General features: G+C 69.0%; 18 protein-coding genes. 13 read left to right on the top strand and 5 right to left on the bottom strand.

Features of this window, described 5'->3' with window-relative positions; translation table 11 throughout:
* Positions 1-59: 59 nt before the first annotated feature.
* The 4 genes from B2J89_RS13285 (at position 60) to B2J89_RS23215 (ending at position 3,370) form a co-directional block, all read left to right on the top strand.
* Positions 60-1,058, top strand: coding sequence for a TlyA family RNA methyltransferase (locus B2J89_RS13285; RefSeq protein ID WP_169169569.1), 999 nt, complete (start codon positions 60-62; stop codon positions 1,056-1,058).
* On the top strand, positions 1,055-1,951 hold the full coding sequence (gene metF / locus B2J89_RS13280; RefSeq protein ID WP_169169568.1) for a methylenetetrahydrofolate reductase [NAD(P)H]: 897 nt from the start codon (positions 1,055-1,057) through the stop codon (positions 1,949-1,951). Before B2J89_RS13285 ends, metF begins: the two co-directional genes overlap by 4 nt.
* Before the next feature lie 125 nt (positions 1,952-2,076).
* Positions 2,077-2,673 carry an OmpW family protein gene (locus tag B2J89_RS13275; protein WP_169169567.1) on the top strand — a complete coding sequence of 199 codons (597 nt, stop codon included), beginning with the start codon at positions 2,077-2,079 and terminating at the stop codon, positions 2,671-2,673.
* Positions 2,674-3,031: 358 nt separating this feature from the next.
* Positions 3,032-3,370 (top strand): septal ring lytic transglycosylase RlpA family protein, encoded by a 339-nt coding sequence (locus tag B2J89_RS23215; protein WP_206041737.1) that lies wholly within the window; start codon positions 3,032-3,034, stop codon positions 3,368-3,370.
* A 15-nt stretch (positions 3,371-3,385) separates the two neighbouring features.
* Here the strand turns inward: B2J89_RS23215 and B2J89_RS13265 are convergent, their stop codons facing one another.
* Entirely contained in the window at positions 3,386-4,282 is an 897-nt protein-coding gene (locus B2J89_RS13265; protein WP_169169565.1) for a 23S rRNA (adenine(2030)-N(6))-methyltransferase RlmJ, read from the bottom strand.
* A gap of 238 nt (positions 4,283-4,520) precedes the next feature.
* Here B2J89_RS13265 and B2J89_RS13260 point away from each other — a divergent pair, with 238 nt between their 5' ends.
* The 4 genes from B2J89_RS13260 (at position 4,521) to erpA (ending at position 7,987) form a co-directional block, all read left to right on the top strand.
* Positions 4,521-6,323: a serine/threonine-protein kinase gene (locus tag B2J89_RS13260; RefSeq protein ID WP_169169564.1), complete on the top strand. Its 1,803-nt coding sequence runs from the start codon at positions 4,521-4,523 to the stop codon at positions 6,321-6,323.
* Positions 6,324-6,552: 229 nt separating this feature from the next.
* A complete protein-coding gene (gene rplM / locus B2J89_RS13255) occupies positions 6,553-6,981 on the top strand; it encodes a 50S ribosomal protein L13 (protein ID WP_169169563.1) in 429 nt (142 codons plus the stop codon).
* Between the two features lie 11 nt (positions 6,982-6,992).
* Positions 6,993-7,385: a 30S ribosomal protein S9 gene (gene rpsI / locus B2J89_RS13250; RefSeq protein WP_169169562.1), complete on the top strand. Its 393-nt coding sequence runs from the start codon at positions 6,993-6,995 to the stop codon at positions 7,383-7,385.
* Positions 7,386-7,624: 239 nt separating this feature from the next.
* Positions 7,625-7,987: an iron-sulfur cluster insertion protein ErpA gene (erpA, locus tag B2J89_RS13245; protein ID WP_169169561.1), complete on the top strand. Its 363-nt coding sequence runs from the start codon at positions 7,625-7,627 to the stop codon at positions 7,985-7,987.
* A gap of 86 nt (positions 7,988-8,073) precedes the next feature.
* Here erpA and B2J89_RS13240 read toward each other — a convergent pair whose 3' ends face one another.
* Both B2J89_RS13240 and B2J89_RS13235 read right to left on the bottom strand, forming a co-directional pair.
* The gene (locus B2J89_RS13240) at positions 8,074-9,183 is read right to left on the bottom strand and encodes an anhydro-N-acetylmuramic acid kinase (protein WP_169169560.1); all 1,110 of its coding nucleotides are present in this window, start codon (positions 9,181-9,183) and stop codon (positions 8,074-8,076) included.
* Positions 9,184-9,244: 61 nt separating this feature from the next.
* On the bottom strand, positions 9,245-10,606 hold the full coding sequence (locus B2J89_RS13235; RefSeq protein WP_169169559.1) for a M23 family metallopeptidase: 1,362 nt from the start codon (positions 10,604-10,606) through the stop codon (positions 9,245-9,247).
* A gap of 191 nt (positions 10,607-10,797) precedes the next feature.
* Between B2J89_RS13235 and tyrS the strand changes: the two genes are divergently transcribed.
* The gene (gene tyrS, locus B2J89_RS13230; RefSeq protein WP_169169558.1) at positions 10,798-12,030 is read left to right on the top strand and encodes a tyrosine--tRNA ligase; all 1,233 of its coding nucleotides are present in this window, start codon (positions 10,798-10,800) and stop codon (positions 12,028-12,030) included.
* 72 nt (positions 12,031-12,102) lie between these two features.
* Here tyrS and B2J89_RS13225 read toward each other — a convergent pair whose 3' ends face one another.
* Positions 12,103-13,119: a LysR substrate-binding domain-containing protein gene (locus tag B2J89_RS13225; protein ID WP_169169557.1), complete on the bottom strand. Its 1,017-nt coding sequence runs from the start codon at positions 13,117-13,119 to the stop codon at positions 12,103-12,105.
* Positions 13,120-13,206: 87 nt separating this feature from the next.
* Here B2J89_RS13225 and B2J89_RS13220 point away from each other — a divergent pair, with 87 nt between their 5' ends.
* Positions 13,207-13,605, top strand: a complete 399-nt coding sequence (locus B2J89_RS13220; protein WP_169169556.1) for a DUF2917 domain-containing protein — start codon at positions 13,207-13,209, stop codon at positions 13,603-13,605.
* A gap of 106 nt (positions 13,606-13,711) precedes the next feature.
* On the opposite strand, the gene B2J89_RS13215 is transcribed toward B2J89_RS13220, so the two are convergent.
* On the bottom strand, positions 13,712-14,113 hold the full coding sequence (locus B2J89_RS13215) for a BLUF domain-containing protein (protein WP_169169555.1): 402 nt from the start codon (positions 14,111-14,113) through the stop codon (positions 13,712-13,714).
* Between the two features lie 124 nt (positions 14,114-14,237).
* On the opposite strand from B2J89_RS13215, the gene B2J89_RS13210 reads away from it, so the two are divergent.
* The 3 genes from B2J89_RS13210 (at position 14,238) to B2J89_RS13200 (ending at position 17,299) form a co-directional block, all read left to right on the top strand.
* Positions 14,238-14,996, top strand: coding sequence for a Crp/Fnr family transcriptional regulator (locus B2J89_RS13210; protein WP_169169554.1), 759 nt, complete (start codon positions 14,238-14,240; stop codon positions 14,994-14,996).
* 90 nt (positions 14,997-15,086) lie between these two features.
* Positions 15,087-16,526: a bifunctional UDP-N-acetylglucosamine diphosphorylase/glucosamine-1-phosphate N-acetyltransferase GlmU gene (gene glmU, locus B2J89_RS13205; RefSeq protein WP_169169553.1), complete on the top strand. Its 1,440-nt coding sequence runs from the start codon at positions 15,087-15,089 to the stop codon at positions 16,524-16,526.
* Positions 16,523-17,299 (top strand): ATP-binding protein, encoded by a 777-nt coding sequence (locus tag B2J89_RS13200; protein ID WP_169169552.1) that lies wholly within the window; start codon positions 16,523-16,525, stop codon positions 17,297-17,299. Before glmU ends, B2J89_RS13200 begins: the two co-directional genes overlap by 4 nt.
* Positions 17,300-17,342: the final 43 nt, after the last annotated feature.

Below are 17,342 nucleotides of genomic sequence, written 5' to 3'. Positions count from 1 at the left end.
AGCAAGGGCTAGAGGCCAATTTGATATAAAACTATCGCCCGTGGGCGAGAGAGTGATGCATGCGCGCAGATGTTTTTTTGGTGGATTTTGGCCATGCGGCCACGCGCTCACAGGCGCAGCGGCTGATTGCGGCCGGTGTGGAGTGGCGCCTGTCGCCGCGCGCGCCCTGGCAGAAGGTGGCCAAGAACGGTGACGACATCCCGAGCGTGGCCGAGGTGCGGCTGCTCGACAGCGCCGAGGCACAGTACCTCTCGCGCGGCGGCCTCAAGCTCGAAGGGGCGCTCCAGGCCACGACCCTGTCCGTGGCCGGCCTGCGCTGCCTGGACGTGGGCCAGAGCACGGGCGGCTTCACCGACTGCCTGCTGCAGCAGGGCGCGGCACAGGTGGTCGGTGTTGATGTCGGCCACGGTCAGCTGCACGAGCGGCTGCGCAGCGACCCGCGCGTCATCTGTGTCGAAGGCGTGAACGCGCGGGGGCTCACACCGGGCGCCCTGCAGCAGGACTGCGAGCTGGCGCTGTCCGAGGTCATCGAGGAGGTGGACGACAACGAGACCCAGCCCGAGGCGCCCTACAGCTGGATGCGCAATGGCGGGCTGGTGGACGAGGAATACGACGACAGCGACGACGCCAAGGACCGAGACATCGAGCGCTTCAAGGCCGAGCGCGCCGAAAAGGCGAAGGCGCGCGCAGCGGGCACGCTGCCCGTCGAGCGCCGCCGCCGCCCCGAGTGCGCAGGCGTTGACACCACGCCGCTGTTCGATGTGGTGACGGGCGACCTGTCGTTCATCTCGCTCACGCTGGTGCTGCCTGCGCTGGTGCCGCTGCTGGCGCCGGAGGGCGCGCTGCTGATGCTGGTCAAGCCGCAGTTCGAGCTGCAACCGGGGCAAGTGGGCAAGGGCGGCATCGTGCGCGATGCGGCGCTGTACGCCGTGGTCGAGCAGCGCATCCGCGACTGCTGCGCCGCGCTGGGCCTGCAGGTGCAGGCCTGGCTCGACAGCCCGATCTACGGCGGCGACGGCAACCGGGAGTTTTTTGTTTTTGCCAGGAGGGGCGCATGAGCGCAACGAACCCGACGCACGCAGGCGGGGCGCCGAGTGCGCCGTTTCCCGTCAGCGTGGAATTTTTTCCGACCAAGACGCCCGAGGGCGCCGACAAGCTGCGCGCGGTGCGCCAGCAGCTGTATGCGCTGCAGCCGCAGTTCTGTTCCGTGACCTATGGCGCGGGCGGCTCGACCCAGGAGGGCACGTTCACCACGGTGCGCGACATCCTGGCCGAAGGCGTGAGCGCGGCCTCGCACTTCTCGTGCATCGGCGCCACGCGCGCCTCGGTGCGGGGCGAGCTGGCCCAGCTGCAGGCCATGGGCGTCAAGCGCCTGGTGGCGCTGCGCGGCGACCTGCCCAGCGGCTACGGCGCGGGCGGCGAGTTCCACTACGCGAGCGATCTGGTGGAATTCATCCGCAGCGAGACGGGGCGCGGCTTCCAGATCGAGGTCGCGGCCTACCCCGAGGTGCACCCGCAGGCGCGCTCGCCCGAGGCCGACCTGCAGGCCTTTGCCGCCAAGGTGCGCGCGGGCGCCGATTCGGCCATCACGCAGTATTTCTTCAACGCCGACGCCTACTTCAGATTCGTCGAGGAGACCCAGCGCCTGGGCCTCGAGGTGCCCATCGTGCCGGGCATCATGCCCATCATGGGATCGACCCAGCTGATGCGCTTTTCCGACGCCTGCGGCGCCGAGATCCCGCGCTGGATCCGGCTGCGCCTGCAGGGCTTTGGCGACGACACGGCCTCTATCCGCGCCTTCGGGCTGGACGTGGTGACCGAGCTGTGCGCGCGCTTGCGCGAGGGCGGGGCGCCAGCACTGCACTTCTACACCATGAACCAGAGCGCGGCCACGCTGGAGATCTGCCGCCGCCTGGGGCTGGGCCTGCCCGGGATCGGCGAGGGCCAATAGGCCTACTGGGAGTGATGTTTTTATGCCACCGGCCGACACGGATTGATACAGGTCAACCGTGCCTTAGCGCATCGGTCATTCAATAGCCATTGGGGATTGTCCCCGGACTTCTTTGGATGAAAGACATGAAAAAACACGCCATCGCCGCCGCCCTGCTGGGCACTGTCCTGAGCTCCGCCGCCGTGGCCCAGCAGGCCGCCGAAGGCCCCTGGATGGTGCGCGCACGCGCCGTGCACCTGAGCAGCGACAACAGCGACACCACCGGCCTGGGCCTGTCGGCCAACCACAAGTGGCTGCCCGAGGTCGACATCAGCTACTTCTTCAACAAGAACGTCGCCGTCGAGTTGATCCTGACCGTGCCGCAGAAGCACACGCTGTACTCGAACGGCGCCGCCATCGGCTCGTTCAAGCACCTGCCGCCCACGCTGACCGCCCAATACCACTTCACCAACCTCGGTGCGTTCAAGCCCTACGTTGGCGCCGGCGTCAACTACACGCGCCTGAGCGCGGTCAACCTGCCTGCCGGCGTGACCGTGGACCGCAACAGCTACGGCCCCGCGCTGCAGGTGGGCGTGGACGTGCCGGTCGCCAAGAACCTGTACCTCAACTTCGACGTGAAGAAGGTCTACATCCGCACCGATGTATCCGCTGCCGGCGCCAAGATCGGCACCTTCAAGGTCGATCCGGTGCTGTTCGGCGTGGGCCTGGGCTGGCGTTTCTGAGCTCCGGCCGGTAGCCGGCCCCGACCGGCCGCCGGCCAGCGGCCGAGGTCCCTTCCCCGCTTCGGCGGGGATTTTTTTGGCCTGCGCTACCATTTGGCGCTTGTTGCCTGCCCTCATTCGCTGTTTTTCCCTGGCCACTGGCCGTTTTTCTCCGCTCGCCGCGGGCTGCGCCGTGCTCGCTTGCGCGGGCGCCCTGCTGGTTCAGGGCTGCGCCCTGGGCGATCGCGCTAGGCCAGCGACTGTCCCTGCTCCCGGGCCCGCGCAAGCGGCGCCGGCCGCGCCGCAGGCCCCTGCATCGCCTCGGCCGCCCCGGCCCCTGCCCGCCCCCCGTCCTGCCGACAGCGCGGCGGGGGACGCGGTGGAAGCGCCCGCTGCGCGCGCCGAGGAGCAGGGACAGGCCTCGTGGTATGGCGCCTCCTTGCACCGCCGCCGCACGGCCAGTGGCGAGCGTTTCGACATGCACGCTTTCACGGCCGCGCACCCCTCGCTGCCGTTTGGCACGCAGGTGTGCGTGCGCAGCCTGGTGAACGGCAAGGTGGTGCAGGTGCGCATCAACGACCGGGGACCGCACACGGCCGGCCGCATCATCGATCTCAGCCGCGCCGCCGCCCGGGCGCTGGACATGCTCGGGCGCGGCACCAAGCCGGTGGTACTGACGGTGCTGGAGCCGGAAGAGAAGGACTGCCCGCCAACCTGACCGGCAGGGGCGCGTTCAGCTGCCCGCTTCGAGCGTGTGCGTGGCGTGTTTGTCCTGGCCCAGCAGCTCGGCCATCTGGGGCAGGGCGTCCTTGAGCTGCGCCTTGAGCGTGTGCGGCGGATTGACCACGAACATGCCGCTCGCGGGCAGGCCGGGCCGCTTGACCTCGCCTGCGGCGTCTTCGGTGATCTTGCTGGACTTGACGGTCAGCGTTGCGTGCAGCCAGCCCTTGCCGGCCTTCTGGGCCAGGGTCTTGAGGCGGCGTGGCAGGTCGTGTGCTTCGGGGCGCGGAATGATGGGGTACCAGACGGCATACGTGCCGGTGGCAAAGCGCTTGAGCGCATCCGCAACCATGTCCAGCACTTTGCCGTAGTCGCTCTTGATTTCATAGCTGGGATCGCACAACACGAGCGCGCGGCGGGCTGGTGGGGGCAGGAACTTCTTGATGCCCTCGAAGCCGTCCTCGTGCAGCACGGCGACTTGGCGGCCGGCCTCGAGCTGGGCCACGTTGCCCGCGAGCGCACGCAGGTCGGCCGGGTGCAGTTCGAACAGCTTGAGCTTGTCGTGAGCGCGCAGCAGGCGCTGGATGATGAAGGGCGAGCCCGGGTAGACCTTGGTGCTGGGGCTGCTGTTGAAGGCGCGCACCAGGTCGATGTAGGCCTGCAGGGCCGGGGCCAGCGGTGCGGCGGTGGCGGCGCCGGGCGCGCCCAGGCGCAGGATGCCGCCCGCGGCTTCGGCGCTGGTCTTGGCGTAGTCGCCGTCGAGCCGGTACAGGCCGGCGCCCGCATGGGTGTCCAGCACGGTGAGGGCCGCGTCCTTCTCGGTGAGGTATTGCAAGGTGGCAATCAGCACGGTGTGCTTGAGCACATCGGCGTGGTTGCCTGCGTGAAAGGCGTGGCGGTAACTGAACATGGCGCTATGGTAACCACCGGCCGGGGCTGGTCCGCGCGCGTGCCATGGGCGGGTTTGCGCCTTGCGCCCTCATGGGGTCCAGGAACGACTTGCCGCAGCCAGGGCGGCGGCTCGCAGAGCCGGATGCGGTTTGTTGCCAGAGGTCCGCAGGAATGGCCGATGATGGCGCCCGCAGCCACTGGCGATTTGATCGTTACCAACGGTATGTTATTGTTCTTAAACGTCGAACTGCACGCCCATGACCGACCCCCTCGCTGCTTCCGCTCCTGCCGTGCGCCATGTGGACGCACTGCCTACGGGCACGCGCCTGGCGGAGTTCGAGGTGTGCTCCTTGCTGGGGGTGGGCGGATTTGGCGTGGTCTACCAGGCCTTCGACCATTCGCTGCTGCGCACGGTGGCCATCAAGGAGTACCTGCCCGCGGCGCTGGCCGGGCGCACCGAAGGCCAGTCGCTGTGGGTGCGTTCGTCGAGCGACGAGCAGGCCTATCAGGCGGGCCTCAAATCGTTCGTCGGCGAGGCGCGGATGCTGGCGCAGTTCGAGCATCCGTCCTTGGTCAAGGTCTTCCGTTTCTGGGAAGCCAACAACACGGCCTACATGGTCATGCCCTTGTACCGGGGCATGACGCTCAAGCAGGCGCGTGCACAGATGCGCACGCCCCCGCCCGAGGCCTGGCTGCGCACCGTGCTGTGGTCGGTGCTGGACGCCTTGCGCACCTTGCACGGCAGCCAGACCCTGCACCGCGACATCTCGCCGGACAATATCTTTCTGCAGGACGTCGGCCCGCCGGTGCTGCTGGACCTGGGGGCTGCGCGCCACGCCATCAATGACCGCGACCAGCGGCACACCGCGGTCCTGAAGGTTCATTACGCCCCCATAGAGCAATACGCCGACGGCGACGCCGACATGCCGCAGGGCCCGTGGAGCGACCTGTATTCGCTGGCCGCCGTGGTGCACGGCTGCCTGTGCAACGAGGCGCCCATGCCGTCTACGCTGCGTTCCATCCGCGACCGCATGGTGCCGTTTGCCCGGGTCGCCAAGACCGTGGGCCGGCAATTTGGCCAAGAGTACTCTGCGGCTTTCGTTGCCGCCATTTCCCAGTCGCTGGCGCTGCGGTCCGAAGACCGGCCGCAGGACATCGACGCATTTTTGCAAACCATGGCCATGGTGGCGCCTCCCGGCCCGCTCGAGCACTTCGACTTCCGCGCGCAGCTCGGCGATATCTGGGTGGGGCCGGCGCACCAGCCCGCTGGGGCGCTGGCCGGGCCTGGCCTGGACTCGGCTGGCGTGCCACTGGCGGCGACGCTGTCTGCGCGCCCGGTGGCGCCGCACGCCGCCCTTGGGGGGGCTGTACCCCCATCCGGGGAGGGCGTGCAGGTCCTCGATCTCGTGGTTCCGGACGCCGAGGGCGCAGCGGAAGGCGCAAATCCCAGGCCACTCGCCAAGCTAGCCGGCCAGTCCGCGCCAGAACCGCTGCGCAGCGCGAAGCCGCAGCGCGCCTGGGCGTGGCTCGCGGGCGTGGTGCTGATCGTGGCCGTGGCCGGCGGCTATGGCTGGGGCCGGCGTGCGCCGCAGACCGCACCGCAGGACGGCATCATCACGGAATGGGCCGAGCCCGCCGCGCCTACCGCCTCTGTGCCCGTGCCGCAGGAGCCGGCCGTCGCCGCCACCGAGGCAGCGGTGGTGGAGGCAGTGGCCGCGGCAGCGCCTGCGGGCCCCGCACCGGCGTTTGTCGAGGCGTCAGACCCGGCAGCGGCGCCGAGGGCTCCCGTGCGGATTCCTCCCAAGGCGTCCCGGGTGCCGCAGCCAGAGGTGGCGCGCGAGCCTGCGCGCGCGCCGGCCTCTGCCGGCGCGCCGCCACCGCTGGCGCCATCCCGCCCACGCCACGAGGCCGCGCACCAGCCCTGTGTCAATACCAATTTCTTCACGCAAAGCGCCTGCCTGTACCGCGAATGCCCCAAGCCCGCGTTCGCGGCCACGCCCATCTGCGTGGAACACCGCCGCCGCGTGCAATTGCAGGCCGACACGCGTTTCGGCAACTGACGCGCGCGGCCCCTGGACGGGCCTCTGTACAAGAAATGCGCACAGCCGGGCTTGCCTTTGTATAATGGCGGGCTTCGCAGCGCTTGCGTGACTCCGCGGCGAAGTGCAGGCCTTGCCTGCAAGTGCCACCTAAGAGGTTTCCGTTGAAGAGAAGCACCGACCGTGGAAAAGAGTCCCCAGGACGCCAGCCCCTGTTCCAGGCTGGTCAAACCCTCGAAAGAGAAAACTCATGAAAACTTTCAGCGCCAAACCCGCTGAGGTCGTGCACGAGTGGTTTGTGATTGACGCCACCGATAAGGTGCTCGGCCGGGTAGCCAGCGAAGTTGCCCTCCGTCTGCGCGGCAAACACAAAGCCATTTATACGCCTCACGTCGATACCGGTGACTTCATCGTCATCATCAACGCAGCGCAAATCAAGGTCACCGGGACCAAGTCCACCGACAAGGTGTACTACCGCCACTCGGGTTATCCGGGCGGCATCACGGCCACCAATTTCCGCGACATGCAATCCAAGCACCCCGGCCGCGCGCTGGAAAAGGCTGTCAAGGGCATGCTGCCCAAGGGCCCGCTTGGCTACGCCATGATCAAGAAACTCAAGGTGTACGCTGGTGCAGAGCATCCCCACACCGCCCAACAGCCCAAAGTGCTGGAACTGTAAGGAGCCTTGAGATGATTGGTGAATGGAACAATGGCACCGGCCGTCGCAAGTCCAGCGTCGCCCGCGTGTTTCTGAAAAAAGGCAGCGGCAAGATCACGGTCAACGGCAAGGACATCCAGTCCTACTTCGGCCGTGAAACCTCGATCATGATCGCCAAGCAGCCCCTCATGCTGACGAACCACGCCGAAACCTTCGACGTGATGGTCAACGTGCACGGCGGCGGTGAGTCCGGCCAGGCCGGCGCGACCCGCCACGGCATCACCCGCGCCCTGATCGACTACGACGCAGCACTCAAGCCCGCACTGAGCCAAGCCGGCTTCGTGACGCGCGATGCGCGCGAAGTGGAACGCAAGAAGGTCGGCCTGCACTCTGCCCGCCGCGCCAAGCAGTTCTCCAAGCGCTAATCCGCTGGTTTCTGCCTGCCAAAAAAGCCGCCGCAAGTTCGCTTGCGGCGGCTTTTTGTTTTGCGGCGATGGCGCCAGAGGCTGGAAATGCGCCGCCACGCCACCATCTGTGCCGCAGGGATACTGCCCGCCTGCCGGGAGAAAAACCCCCACTGGATTTGGCGTCAAACAACCGGGGGGCCCGCACTTCTGGCGGTTTGCAGTAGGATTTGCCCCGAAACCCTGAATTGGAGTGCCCCATGAGCGCAGTTGCTGAAAACATCCCCCCCCAAATGCCCGACCCGATCATCTTTACCGAGAGCGCGGCGGCCAAGGTGGCGGACCTGATTGCCGAGGAAGGCAACCCCGATCTGAAGCTGCGCGTTTTTGTGCAGGGCGGCGGCTGCTCGGGCTTCCAGTACGGGTTCACGTTCGATGAAATCGCCAACGACGACGATACCGTGATGACCAAGAACGGTGTGTCGCTGCTGATCGATGCGATGAGCTTCCAGTACCTGGTGGGCGCCGAGATCGACTACAAGGAAGACCTGCAGGGCGCCCAGTTCGTCATCAAGAACCCCCAGGCGACGTCGACCTGCGGTTGCGGTTCGAGCTTCTCCTGAGCCCCGCTTGCACGGCAGATGAAAAGCCGCCCACGGGCGGCTTTTTCTTGGGTTGCTTCTTTTGCAGGGCCCGCACTCCCAGGTCCTCAGGCGGGGTAGACCGCTCCGAGCACGCGCGCTCCGGCGGCGCCGGTGACGCGCGTCAGGTTGCCGCTTTCGTGGCGGAGGGCGCGGCGCGCGAGCCACGCAAACGCCGCCGCCTCGACCTGCAGCGGCGGCAGGCCGTGGGCCTGCGATGACGCCACCGCCATGCTTGGCAGCAGGGCCTGCAGGCGCTGCAGGAGGTGCGCGTTGAGCGCACCGCCGCCGCAGACGATCAGCGTGTTGCTGTCGCCTCCGTAGCGGACGACGTCCGCGGTACAGGCGCTGGCGGTGAATTCGGTCAAGGTCGCCTGCACGTCGGCAGCGCGCGCCTGGGCAAAGGGCGCCAGCCGCGTTGCCAGCCACGGTGGGTTGAACAGGTCGCGCCCCGTGCTCTTCGGCGGGGGCTTGGCCAGAAAAGGCTCGGCCAGCAAGGCGTGCAGCAGCTCTGGCATCACCTGGCCGCTGGCCGCCCAGGCGCCACCGGCGTCGAAAGGCTGGCCGGTGTGCTGCAGGCACCAGTGGTCCATCAGGGCGTTGCCGGGGCCGCAATCAAAGCCCAGCACCTGGCCCTGGGCGCCGAGCACGCTGAGGTTGGACATGCCGCCCAGGTTCAGCACGGCGGTGGCGCGGCCGGGCTGGCCAAAAACGTTTTGGTGGAAGGCTGGCACCAGCGGCGCGCCCTGGCCGCCGGCGGCGACGTCGCGGCTGCGCAGATCGGCCACCACGGCGATGCCGCAGAGTTCGGCCAGCAGCGCCGGGTTGCCCAGCTGCAGGGTGTAGCCGGTGCCGTCGAACTCCTGCGGCCGGTGGCGCACCGTCTGGCCATGGGCGCCGATGGCGCGCACGTCCGTGGCCTGGAGGCCGCTTTGCGCCAGCAGCGCGTGCACCACGCCGGCATAGGCGCGCGCGAGCGCATTGCCCGCTAGGGCTGCGCGGTGCAGCTCGTCGGCGCCGGGGGTGTTGAGGGCGAGCAGATCTGCTCTTAATTCAGGAGCTAACGGCGCAGACTGGTAGTGCGTTACCGTGCATTGTGATGCCGAAAAATCGGCCAGCACGCCGTCGATGCCGTCGAGCGAGGTGCCCGACATCAGGCCGATGTACCACTCGGACATGGGATGGGGTGGGGCATGGGCCGCCGCGGGACGGGACAGGTCCCGCCGGCGCGCTGCAGCGTCAGTCGGCGCTGGCCTGTTGGATCAGCTCGGCCGATGCCAGCTGCGTGCGCATCACCGCGGCGATACGGTTGAATGCCGGGCGGGCTGCGGCGGACACCGGCGCGGCCGATTCGCTTTGCTGGGCGATGGCCATCGGATCCTTCTGCTGGCCGTTCACGCGGAATTCGAAATGCAGGTGCGGGCCCGTGGCCCAGCCCGTGGCGCCCACGGCGCCGATGGTCTGGCCCTGGTCCACGGCCTGGTTGGTGCGCACGTCGACGCGGCTCAGGTGCGCATAGACGGTGACGTGCTGGTTGCGGTGCTTGATGTAGACGACGTTGCCGTAGCCGTTCTGCACCCCGGCGAATTCGACCACGCCATCGCCCACGGTGCGCACGGTGGTGCCGGTGGGCGCCGCAAAGTCCGTGCCCAGGTGGGCGCGCCATTTTTGCAGGATGGGGTGAAAACGCATCTTGAAGCCGCTGGAGATGCGCGAGAACTCCACGGGCGAGCTCAGGTAGGCGCGGCGCAGGCTCTGGCCGTCGAGCGTGTAGTACGCGCCCTGGGCGGCGGCAGTCTCCTGGAACCACACCGCCTGGTGGGTCTTGCCGTTGTTGTGGAATTCGGCGCTCAGCACGCGGCCGCTGCGCAGCGGTTCGCCATCGGCTTCGAGCGTTTCATAGACCACCGAGAAGCGGTCGCCCTGGCGCAGTGCGCGGCGGAAGTCGATGCTGCCCGAGAACATCTCGGCGAGCTGCACAGCCACGGTGTCGGGGATGTTGGAGGCGTCGGTCGCGGCGAACAGCGAGCTGCGGATCACGCCGCCGGCCAGGCGGCTCGACGTGGCCAGGGGCGCCGTTTCGATGCGCGAGGCGAAGCCATGGCCCGATTTTTCGATCACCAGGCGCTTGAAGCTGCCGCTGTCGTCCGGCGCCCAGCGCGCCGTCAGGCGCAGCAGGCGGTGGTCGTCGGTGGTCTCGGCCGAGACCAGGCGGCCGCTGCGGCCCAGCAGGTTTTGCTGCGCCGGCGTGTCGCGGCGCAAAAAGGCGGCGGCGGCCGGATCGGCCACGCCCATGCGCTGCAGCAGCGACTCGGGGGTGTCGCTGCTGCGCACCTGGTCTGAGCGGTAGAGCGAGAAGCCGGGGCCTTCGGTCAGGTCGGCCAGCGAGGCGCCGCTGGCCAGCGATTCAACGGGCTGCTCGACCAGGCGCACGGGCAGGTCGACGGGGTCGGGCCCGAACGACGCGACGGCAAAAGCGCCGCCGCCGCCGGTCAGCAGCATGGCTGCGAGCACGGCGGTCAGCCGCTTGGGGTGTTTCTGGATGCTGTGGGACAGCCGCTCTAGCAAAGCGAGGCTGGCGGTGGTGAAACCGTGTGTCAAGGAGTGATCCCCAGGGTGGGCGTGTGTCCGCGGGAGCCAGGGCCGGTGGTGGAGCCGGGCCGCGGAGCGCACAAACTGTCAGGAAGCAGCCGTTCGAACGGGTCGAAAAGGCGGCCACACTTAGAATCCGCCACTGCAAGGTGGGGCGAAGTATAGCCAACCTCCTACATCAGACACCCAAGGAAACCCTTATGAATCAATCTGTTGTTACAACATCTGCTGTCTCCGATGGTGTAGGACGGGCGCTGGAAATCTCGCTGCGCGGTGCGCAGGAGCTGCTGCCGCAGGACGAGTGGGCGAAGAAATTGGCGCGGTCCGAGGCCACGGGACAGCCGCTGCGCATCAAGCTCGGCCTGGACCCGACGGCGCCGGACATCCACATCGGCCACACCGTGGTGCTCAACAAGATGCGCCAGCTGCAGGACCTGGGCCACCAGGTCATTTTTTTGATCGGCGACTTCACGAGTCTGATCGGCGACCCGTCGGGCCGCAACAGCACGCGCCCGCCGCTCACGCCCGCGCAGATCAAGGCCAACGCCGAAACCTACTACCAGCAGGCCAGCCTGGTGCTGGACCCGGCGCGCACCGAAATCCGCTACAACAGCGAGTGGTGCGAGCCGCTGGGCGCCAGCGGCATGATCTCGCTGGCCGCCAAGTACACCGTGGCGCGCATGATGGAGCGCGAGGATTTCCACAAGCGCTTCTCGACCGGCCAGTCGATCAGCGTGCACGAGTTCCTGTATCCGCTGATGCAGGGCTACGACTCGGTGGCGCTGCGGGCCGACCTCGAACTCGGCGGCACCGACCAGACCTTCAACCTGCTCATGGGCCGCCACCTGCAGCAGGAGTATGGCCAGGAGCCGCAGTGCGTGCTCACCATGCCGCTGCTCGTGGGCCTGGACGGCGTGGACAAGATGTCCAAGTCCAAGAACAACTACATCGGCATCACGGAAGACCCCAACACCATGTTTGCCAAGGTGCTGAGCATCTCGGACACGCTGATGTGGGACTGGTACACGCTGCTGTCCTTCCAGTCGCTCGAACAGATCGCGCAGCTCCAGGCCGAGGTGGCGGGCGGGCGCAACCCCAAGGAGGCCAAGGTGGCCCTGGCCAAGGAAATCACCACACGCTTCCACAGCGCGGCCGCGGCCGAGGCCGCCGAGCAGGACTTCATGAATCGCAGCAAGGGCGGCATTCCCGACGAGATCCCCGAGGTGGGCCTGTCGGGCGGGCCGCTGGGTATTGGTGCGCTGCTCAAGCAGGCGAACCTGGCGCCTTCGACGAGCGAGGCCAACCGCCTGATCGACGGCGGCGGCGTGCGCGTGGACGGCAGCGTGGTCAGCGACCGCGGGCTGAAGCTGGCCGCGGGCAGCTATGTGGTGCAGGTGGGCAAGCGCAAGTTTGCGCGCGTCACGCTGGCCTGAGGCGCATTTTTAATGAAATCGGGCTCTGACGCTGGTGCCGTAAGCGCTGGCAGCTATTGAATTGACAGGGCATCAGCCGAGGTCGTCGTTCAGGTCGGTGTCCGGCACATCGCCGATGGCCGCGCGCGTGGCCTGCGCCTGCAGCGCGAGCCAGGCGCAAAAGGCCTGCACCTCGGGGCGCTGGCCGCTGCGCGGGCCCACCAGCAGCCAATAGGCCAGCGGCGAGTCGAGTCGGTGCGCCGGCAGCACCTCGACCAGGTCGCCGCGCGCCAAGCTGTCGGCCACCAGCGGCAGCCGGGCCAGGGCCAGGCCCTGGCCGGTCAGGGCGGCCTGGGCAATCTGGTGCGCGTAGTTGAAGTACAGCCAGCGTTTGGGCTGGACGGCGGGCATGCCGTGCATCTCGAACCAGCGCCGCCACGTGAGCCAGTCGAGCTGCTGGGTGCGGTGGACGTCGGCCGCCTCGATCAGGGTGAAGCCTGCGACGTCCGCAGGTGTGTCGACCACGGCGCCGCTCTTGAGCAGCCACGGGCTGATCACCACAGCCAGCTGCTCGCCAAACAGGCGCTGCGCGCCGCGCAGGTGGAAGCCGGGCACGCTGTAGCGCAGGGCCAGGTCGACGTCGGCGGTGTCCAGGTCGACGCAGGTGTCGGAGGCGTCGATGCGGATGTCGATGTCGGGGTGTTCGTGCTGGAACGGCTCGAGCCGCGGAATCAGCCACATCGACGCAAACGAGGCCCAGGTGGTGATGGCCACGCTCTTGCGTCCGGCCGTCTGGCGGATCTGGCGCACGGCGCTGTCCAGGCGTTCGAGCGCCGGCGCCACCGCACGCAGCAGCTGCGCGCCGGCCGAGGTGAGCTCGACGGCGCGCGTGTGGCGCAGGAACAGCGGCACGCCGACGTCGTCTTCGAGCGCCTGGATCTGGCGGCTGACTGCCGACTGCGTGAGCGCCAGGTCGTCGGCCGCGGCGCGGAAGTTGAGCTGCCGCGCCACCGCCACAAAGGCGCGCAACTGGCCCGCGGCGATCGGGCGCGTGCGCAGCGCCACGGCCGACAGCGGCGCCGGGGCCGCAGGTTGATTGATGCGGTTCATGAATGAATGATGGCATTGCTTTTCATTGGACGTCCAGCCTAGCTGCCATCACTATCAGGGCCTCATAGGGTTTGCTTGGAGACGGCCATGGCTGCATCGACTATTCTGAATTCGCAACAATCAGCGGTCCGGGGCACGGCCGGATCACTGCCTGCGCCGCTGTGCCGCCTCGGCGCGGGCAGTGCGCGCAGCCTGCGGCCGCGCGAGCCGGTGGCGCTGCGCGTCGCGCGCGGCCAGGCCTGGGTCACGCTTGGCGCGGGGCCGCACGGCGAGGCCGCGCAGTCGGCGGACGTGTTTGTCGCGCCGGGCCAGACGCTGTGGCTGGTACCGGGTCAGCAGGTGGTGCTGGAGCCCGTGGGGCCCGAGGGAGTGCATTACCAGCTCGGCGGCCTCGCCGGCGCTAGCGTGTCGCGCCTGCAGGCGCTGCGCCGGTGGTGGCAGCGCCACGGGACGGTTGAGGGCGAGCAGGGCGCCTGCTGCGCCTGACGACGCGCTTCCACGCCCCAAGCGCTGCCAGCGCGGCTGCAGTCAGCGCTGGCAGCCCTTTTTGACGCAGCCCACGGCGCAGGGTCGCGCTGTGCCTGCGGGCGGCTCACAGCAGCACGCTGTCGCGCATGGCTTCAAACGCCTGCAGGGCCGCCTCGCCGTCCAGGAGTTCGAGCTGTGCCAGCGTGTCGGCGTCTTCCACGGCGCTGAAGGCCAGGCTGAAACCCGAAAAGCGCCGCGCCGCGAGCGGGCCGTGGTGCAGGATGGTTACGCCGGTGTGGCGGGGGTCCTGGCGGATGCGCTCGGTCAGCGCGAGCACATCTTTTTTCCAGCCTTCGAGCTGCTGGCAAAAGCGCCCGCCGTCAAAGACCAGCAGGCCCGTGATGTCGCGTTGCGCATTGGCCGCGCGCGCATGGCCGGCGATGTCGGCCACGGCGCTGATCGGCACGTCGGGCCCGAGAAGGCTGACGTAGAGCACCTGGTAGAGGGTCGTGAGGGAAGAGGCCATAGAGGGCCAATGTAGGGAGCGCGGCGGCGCGCCGCAATGTCAAAAGACACAGCAGAGATGGGCCCCGCTGCGGGCTGTGCCGCACCATGCCCCAGGGCTGCGGCGGCCCTAGAATCCGCGCACCATGAGCGCCGATGCCCTTGCCCACACCTGCCCGCCGCGCGACTGCGCCGACTGCCGGCTGCGCCGCAACGATGCGTTCACTGCGGTGACGCCGCAGCAGCTGGCATTCATCGAATCGTTTCGCAGCGGCACGGTCGCGGTGCCGGCCGGCGCGGCCGTGATCCGCGAGCATGTCTCCAACGGCAAACTATTCACGCTCTATGCGGGCTGGGCGTTTCGTTACAAAACACTGAGCGACGGGCGCCGGCAGATCCTCAACTTCGTGCTGCCGGGCGACCTGGTCGGCCTGCAGCAGGAGTTTGGCGACGACGCCGCGCACGGCGTCGAGGCGGTGACCGACTGCGCGCTGTGCGTGTTCGCCGGCGAGCGGCTGTGGGACCTGTTCCGCGCCGAGCCGCGCCTGGGCTACGACATCACGTGGCTGTCGGCGCGCGGCGAGAGCTTCGTCGACGAAAACCTGCTGACCGCCGGGCAGCGCAACGCCACCGAGCGCGTGGCCATGCTGCTGATCCACCTGTACCGCCGGCTCGAACGCATCGGGCTGGTGGAGGACGCCAGAGTGCCCTTTCCGATCAATCAGCAGCACATCGCCGATGCGCTCGGGCTGTCGCTGGTGCACACCAACAAGACGCTGCGCCGCCTGGCCAAGCTCGGCCTGCACGAGATCGCCCAGGGCCGGCTGCGCCTGCCCAACCCGCGCGCGCTGGAGCGTGTGGCCGAGTACTACGACCTGCCGCCGCGCCGCGTGCCGCTGCTGTAGCCGCGCAGCCGATAATTGCGCCTGCCGCCGGGCGCGTGCCGCCGTGGGGGCGGCGGGCCGCAGGGGCCAGTCGAGACGACGGAAATTTTCATGACACCACTGGACATTCTCATCATGGCCGCGGGCAAGGGCACGCGGATGAAAAGCAGCCGCCCCAAGGTGCTGCACCGGCTCGCCGGCCGCGCGCTGCTGCAGCATGTGCTCGATACGGCGGCGCAGCTGGCGCCGCGCAGCGCGGTCATCATCACCGGCCACGGTGCTACAGAAGTAGAAGCTACCAGCACAGGCTGGACAAGCGCTGCAGGCACTTTTGACCTGAAATTCGCGCGCCAGGAGCCGCAGCTGGGCACCGGCCACGCGGTGCAGCAGGCGGTGCCGCTGCTGGCCGGCGACGGCACGGTGGTGGTGCTCTCGGGCGACGTGCCGCTGACGCAGGTCGAGACCCTGCGCGCGCTGGTCGCCGCGTCCGAGGGCGCGCCCGGCGGCGCGCTGGCGCTGCTCACCGTCACGCTGCCCGACCCCACGGGCTACGGCCGCATCGTGCGCGCTGCCGATGGCGCGGTGCAGGGCATCGTCGAACACAAGGACGCGAGCGAGGCGCAGCGCGCGATCCATGAGGTCTACAGCGGCATCCTGGCCGTGCCCGCCGGGCGGCTCGCGCCCTGGCTCGCGCGCCTGTCGAACGACAACGCCCAGGGAGAGTACTACCTGACCGACATCGTCGCGATGGCGGTGCGGGACGGCGTGCCCGTGGTCGCCCACCGCATTGCGGACGCGCTGCAGGTCGAGGGCGTCAACAGCCCCGTGCAATTGGCCGGGCTCGAGCGCGCGCACCAGCTGCGCCAGGCCCGTGCCCTGATGGAGCAGGGCGTGCGCCTGGCCGACCCGGCGCGCTTCGACCTGCGCGACGACCGGCGCTCGGGCGTGCGCGGCGCACTGGTCTGCGGCGCCGACGTCGAGATCGACGCCGGCTGCATCTTCACCGGCCATGTGGAGCTGGGCGAGGGCGTGCAGATCGGCGCGCACTGCTGCATCGCCAATGCGCGCATCGCCGCCGGCGCCGTCATCCACCCCTACACCCACATCGATGGGGAACAGGCCGGCGTGGCCGTGGGCGAGGGCGCGCTGGTCGGCCCGTTCGCGCGCCTGCGCCCCGGCGCGCGGCTGGGCCGCGAGGTGCACATCGGCAACTTCGTCGAGGTCAAGAACAGCACCCTCGCCGACGGCGCCAAGGCCAACCACCTGGCATACCTGGGCGACGCCACCGTGGGCGAGCGCGTGAACTACGGCGCTGGCAGCATCACCGCCAACTACGACGGCGCCAACAAGCACCGCACGGTGATCGAGGCCGACGTGCATGTGGGCAGCAACTGCGTGCTGGTCGCACCGATCACGCTCGGTGCGGGCGCGACGGTGGGCGGCGGCTCGACCCTCACCAAGGACGTGCCCCCGGGCACGCTGGGCGTGGCGCGCGGCAAGCAGGTGGGCATTGCCAACTGGCAGCGCCCGGCCAAACAGCCCAAGCCATGACGCCGGAGCGGCGCGCCGACCTGACGTTGGAACAGGCGCAGGCCTTGCTGCTTGCGCGCGAGAGCGAACTGGCCGAGCTGCGCGCCGCGCACGAGGACTTTCTGCGCGCCGTCTCGCACGACCTGCGCGCGCCGCTGCGCCACATCACCTCCTACGGCCCGCTGGTGGCCGAGCTGCTGCAGGACTGCGGCCTGCAGGGCGAGGAGCTGCAAGAGGCGCAGGGTTTCCTGGCCACCATGGACCAGTCGGCGCGGCGCATGGGTCGCATGCTCGACGGCCTGCTGGCGCTGTCGCGCATCGCGCGCGCGCCGCTGCAGCGCCAGCCGGTGGCCCTCGCCGACTTGGTGGCACAGGCGCAGGCCGCCGTGGCGCCGCTGGCCCGGGGCCGCGCCGTCGCGTGGCAGATCGCCACCGCGGCGGCCGTGCTGCACGGCGACCCGGCCCTGCTGCGCCAGCTGCTGACCGAGCTGCTGGGCAACGCGCTCAAGTTCACGCCGGGGCGCGCGCCCGCGCGCATCGCCATTGGCGTGGAGCGCAGTGCCGACGGCACCGGCGCCACGCTGAGCGTGCAGGACAACGGCGTGGGCTTCGATGCGGCGCAGGCGGCGGGGCTGTTCGGCGTGTTCCAGCGCCTGCACCGTGAGACCGAGTTCGAGGGCGTCGGCGCGGGCCTGGCGGCGGTGCGTGCCATCGCCCGGCGCCATGGCGGCGAGGCCCAGGCCACGGCGGCGCTGGGCGCCGGCTGCACGGTGCGCGTGCGCTTTCCGGGCTGACGCTGCGCCGCGCGCGCTTGAATTTGCGCGCGCCCGGCCCGAT

The sequence above is a fragment of the Acidovorax sp. SRB_24 genome (assembly GCF_012931925.1).
The sequence above is the reverse complement of the archived record's forward strand: the minus strand, read 5'-3'. Positions and strand labels throughout refer to the sequence as shown.

Coding starts and splice junctions, on each gene's coding strand:
- B2J89_RS13285 (WP_169169569.1), top strand. CDS start 60: ATGCGCGCAGATGTTTTTTTGGTGGATTTTGGCCATGCGGCCACGCGC.
- metF (WP_169169568.1), top strand. CDS start 1,055: ATGAGCGCAACGAACCCGACGCACGCAGGCGGGGCGCCGAGTGCGCCG.
- B2J89_RS13275 (WP_169169567.1), top strand. CDS start 2,077: ATGAAAAAACACGCCATCGCCGCCGCCCTGCTGGGCACTGTCCTGAGC.
- B2J89_RS13265 (WP_169169565.1), bottom strand. CDS start 4,282: ATGTTCAGTTACCGCCACGCCTTTCACGCAGGCAACCACGCCGATGTG.
- B2J89_RS13260 (WP_169169564.1), top strand. CDS start 4,521: ATGACCGACCCCCTCGCTGCTTCCGCTCCTGCCGTGCGCCATGTGGAC.
- rplM (WP_169169563.1), top strand. CDS start 6,553: ATGAAAACTTTCAGCGCCAAACCCGCTGAGGTCGTGCACGAGTGGTTT.
- rpsI (WP_169169562.1), top strand. CDS start 6,993: ATGATTGGTGAATGGAACAATGGCACCGGCCGTCGCAAGTCCAGCGTC.
- erpA (WP_169169561.1), top strand. CDS start 7,625: ATGAGCGCAGTTGCTGAAAACATCCCCCCCCAAATGCCCGACCCGATC.
- B2J89_RS13240 (WP_169169560.1), bottom strand. CDS start 9,183: ATGTCCGAGTGGTACATCGGCCTGATGTCGGGCACCTCGCTCGACGGC.
- tyrS (WP_169169558.1), top strand. CDS start 10,798: ATGAATCAATCTGTTGTTACAACATCTGCTGTCTCCGATGGTGTAGGA.
- B2J89_RS13225 (WP_169169557.1), bottom strand. CDS start 13,119: ATGAACCGCATCAATCAACCTGCGGCCCCGGCGCCGCTGTCGGCCGTG.
- B2J89_RS13220 (WP_169169556.1), top strand. CDS start 13,207: ATGGCTGCATCGACTATTCTGAATTCGCAACAATCAGCGGTCCGGGGC.
- B2J89_RS13215 (WP_169169555.1), bottom strand. CDS start 14,113: ATGGCCTCTTCCCTCACGACCCTCTACCAGGTGCTCTACGTCAGCCTT.
- B2J89_RS13210 (WP_169169554.1), top strand. CDS start 14,238: ATGAGCGCCGATGCCCTTGCCCACACCTGCCCGCCGCGCGACTGCGCC.
- glmU (WP_169169553.1), top strand. CDS start 15,087: ATGACACCACTGGACATTCTCATCATGGCCGCGGGCAAGGGCACGCGG.
- B2J89_RS13200 (WP_169169552.1), top strand. CDS start 16,523: ATGACGCCGGAGCGGCGCGCCGACCTGACGTTGGAACAGGCGCAGGCC.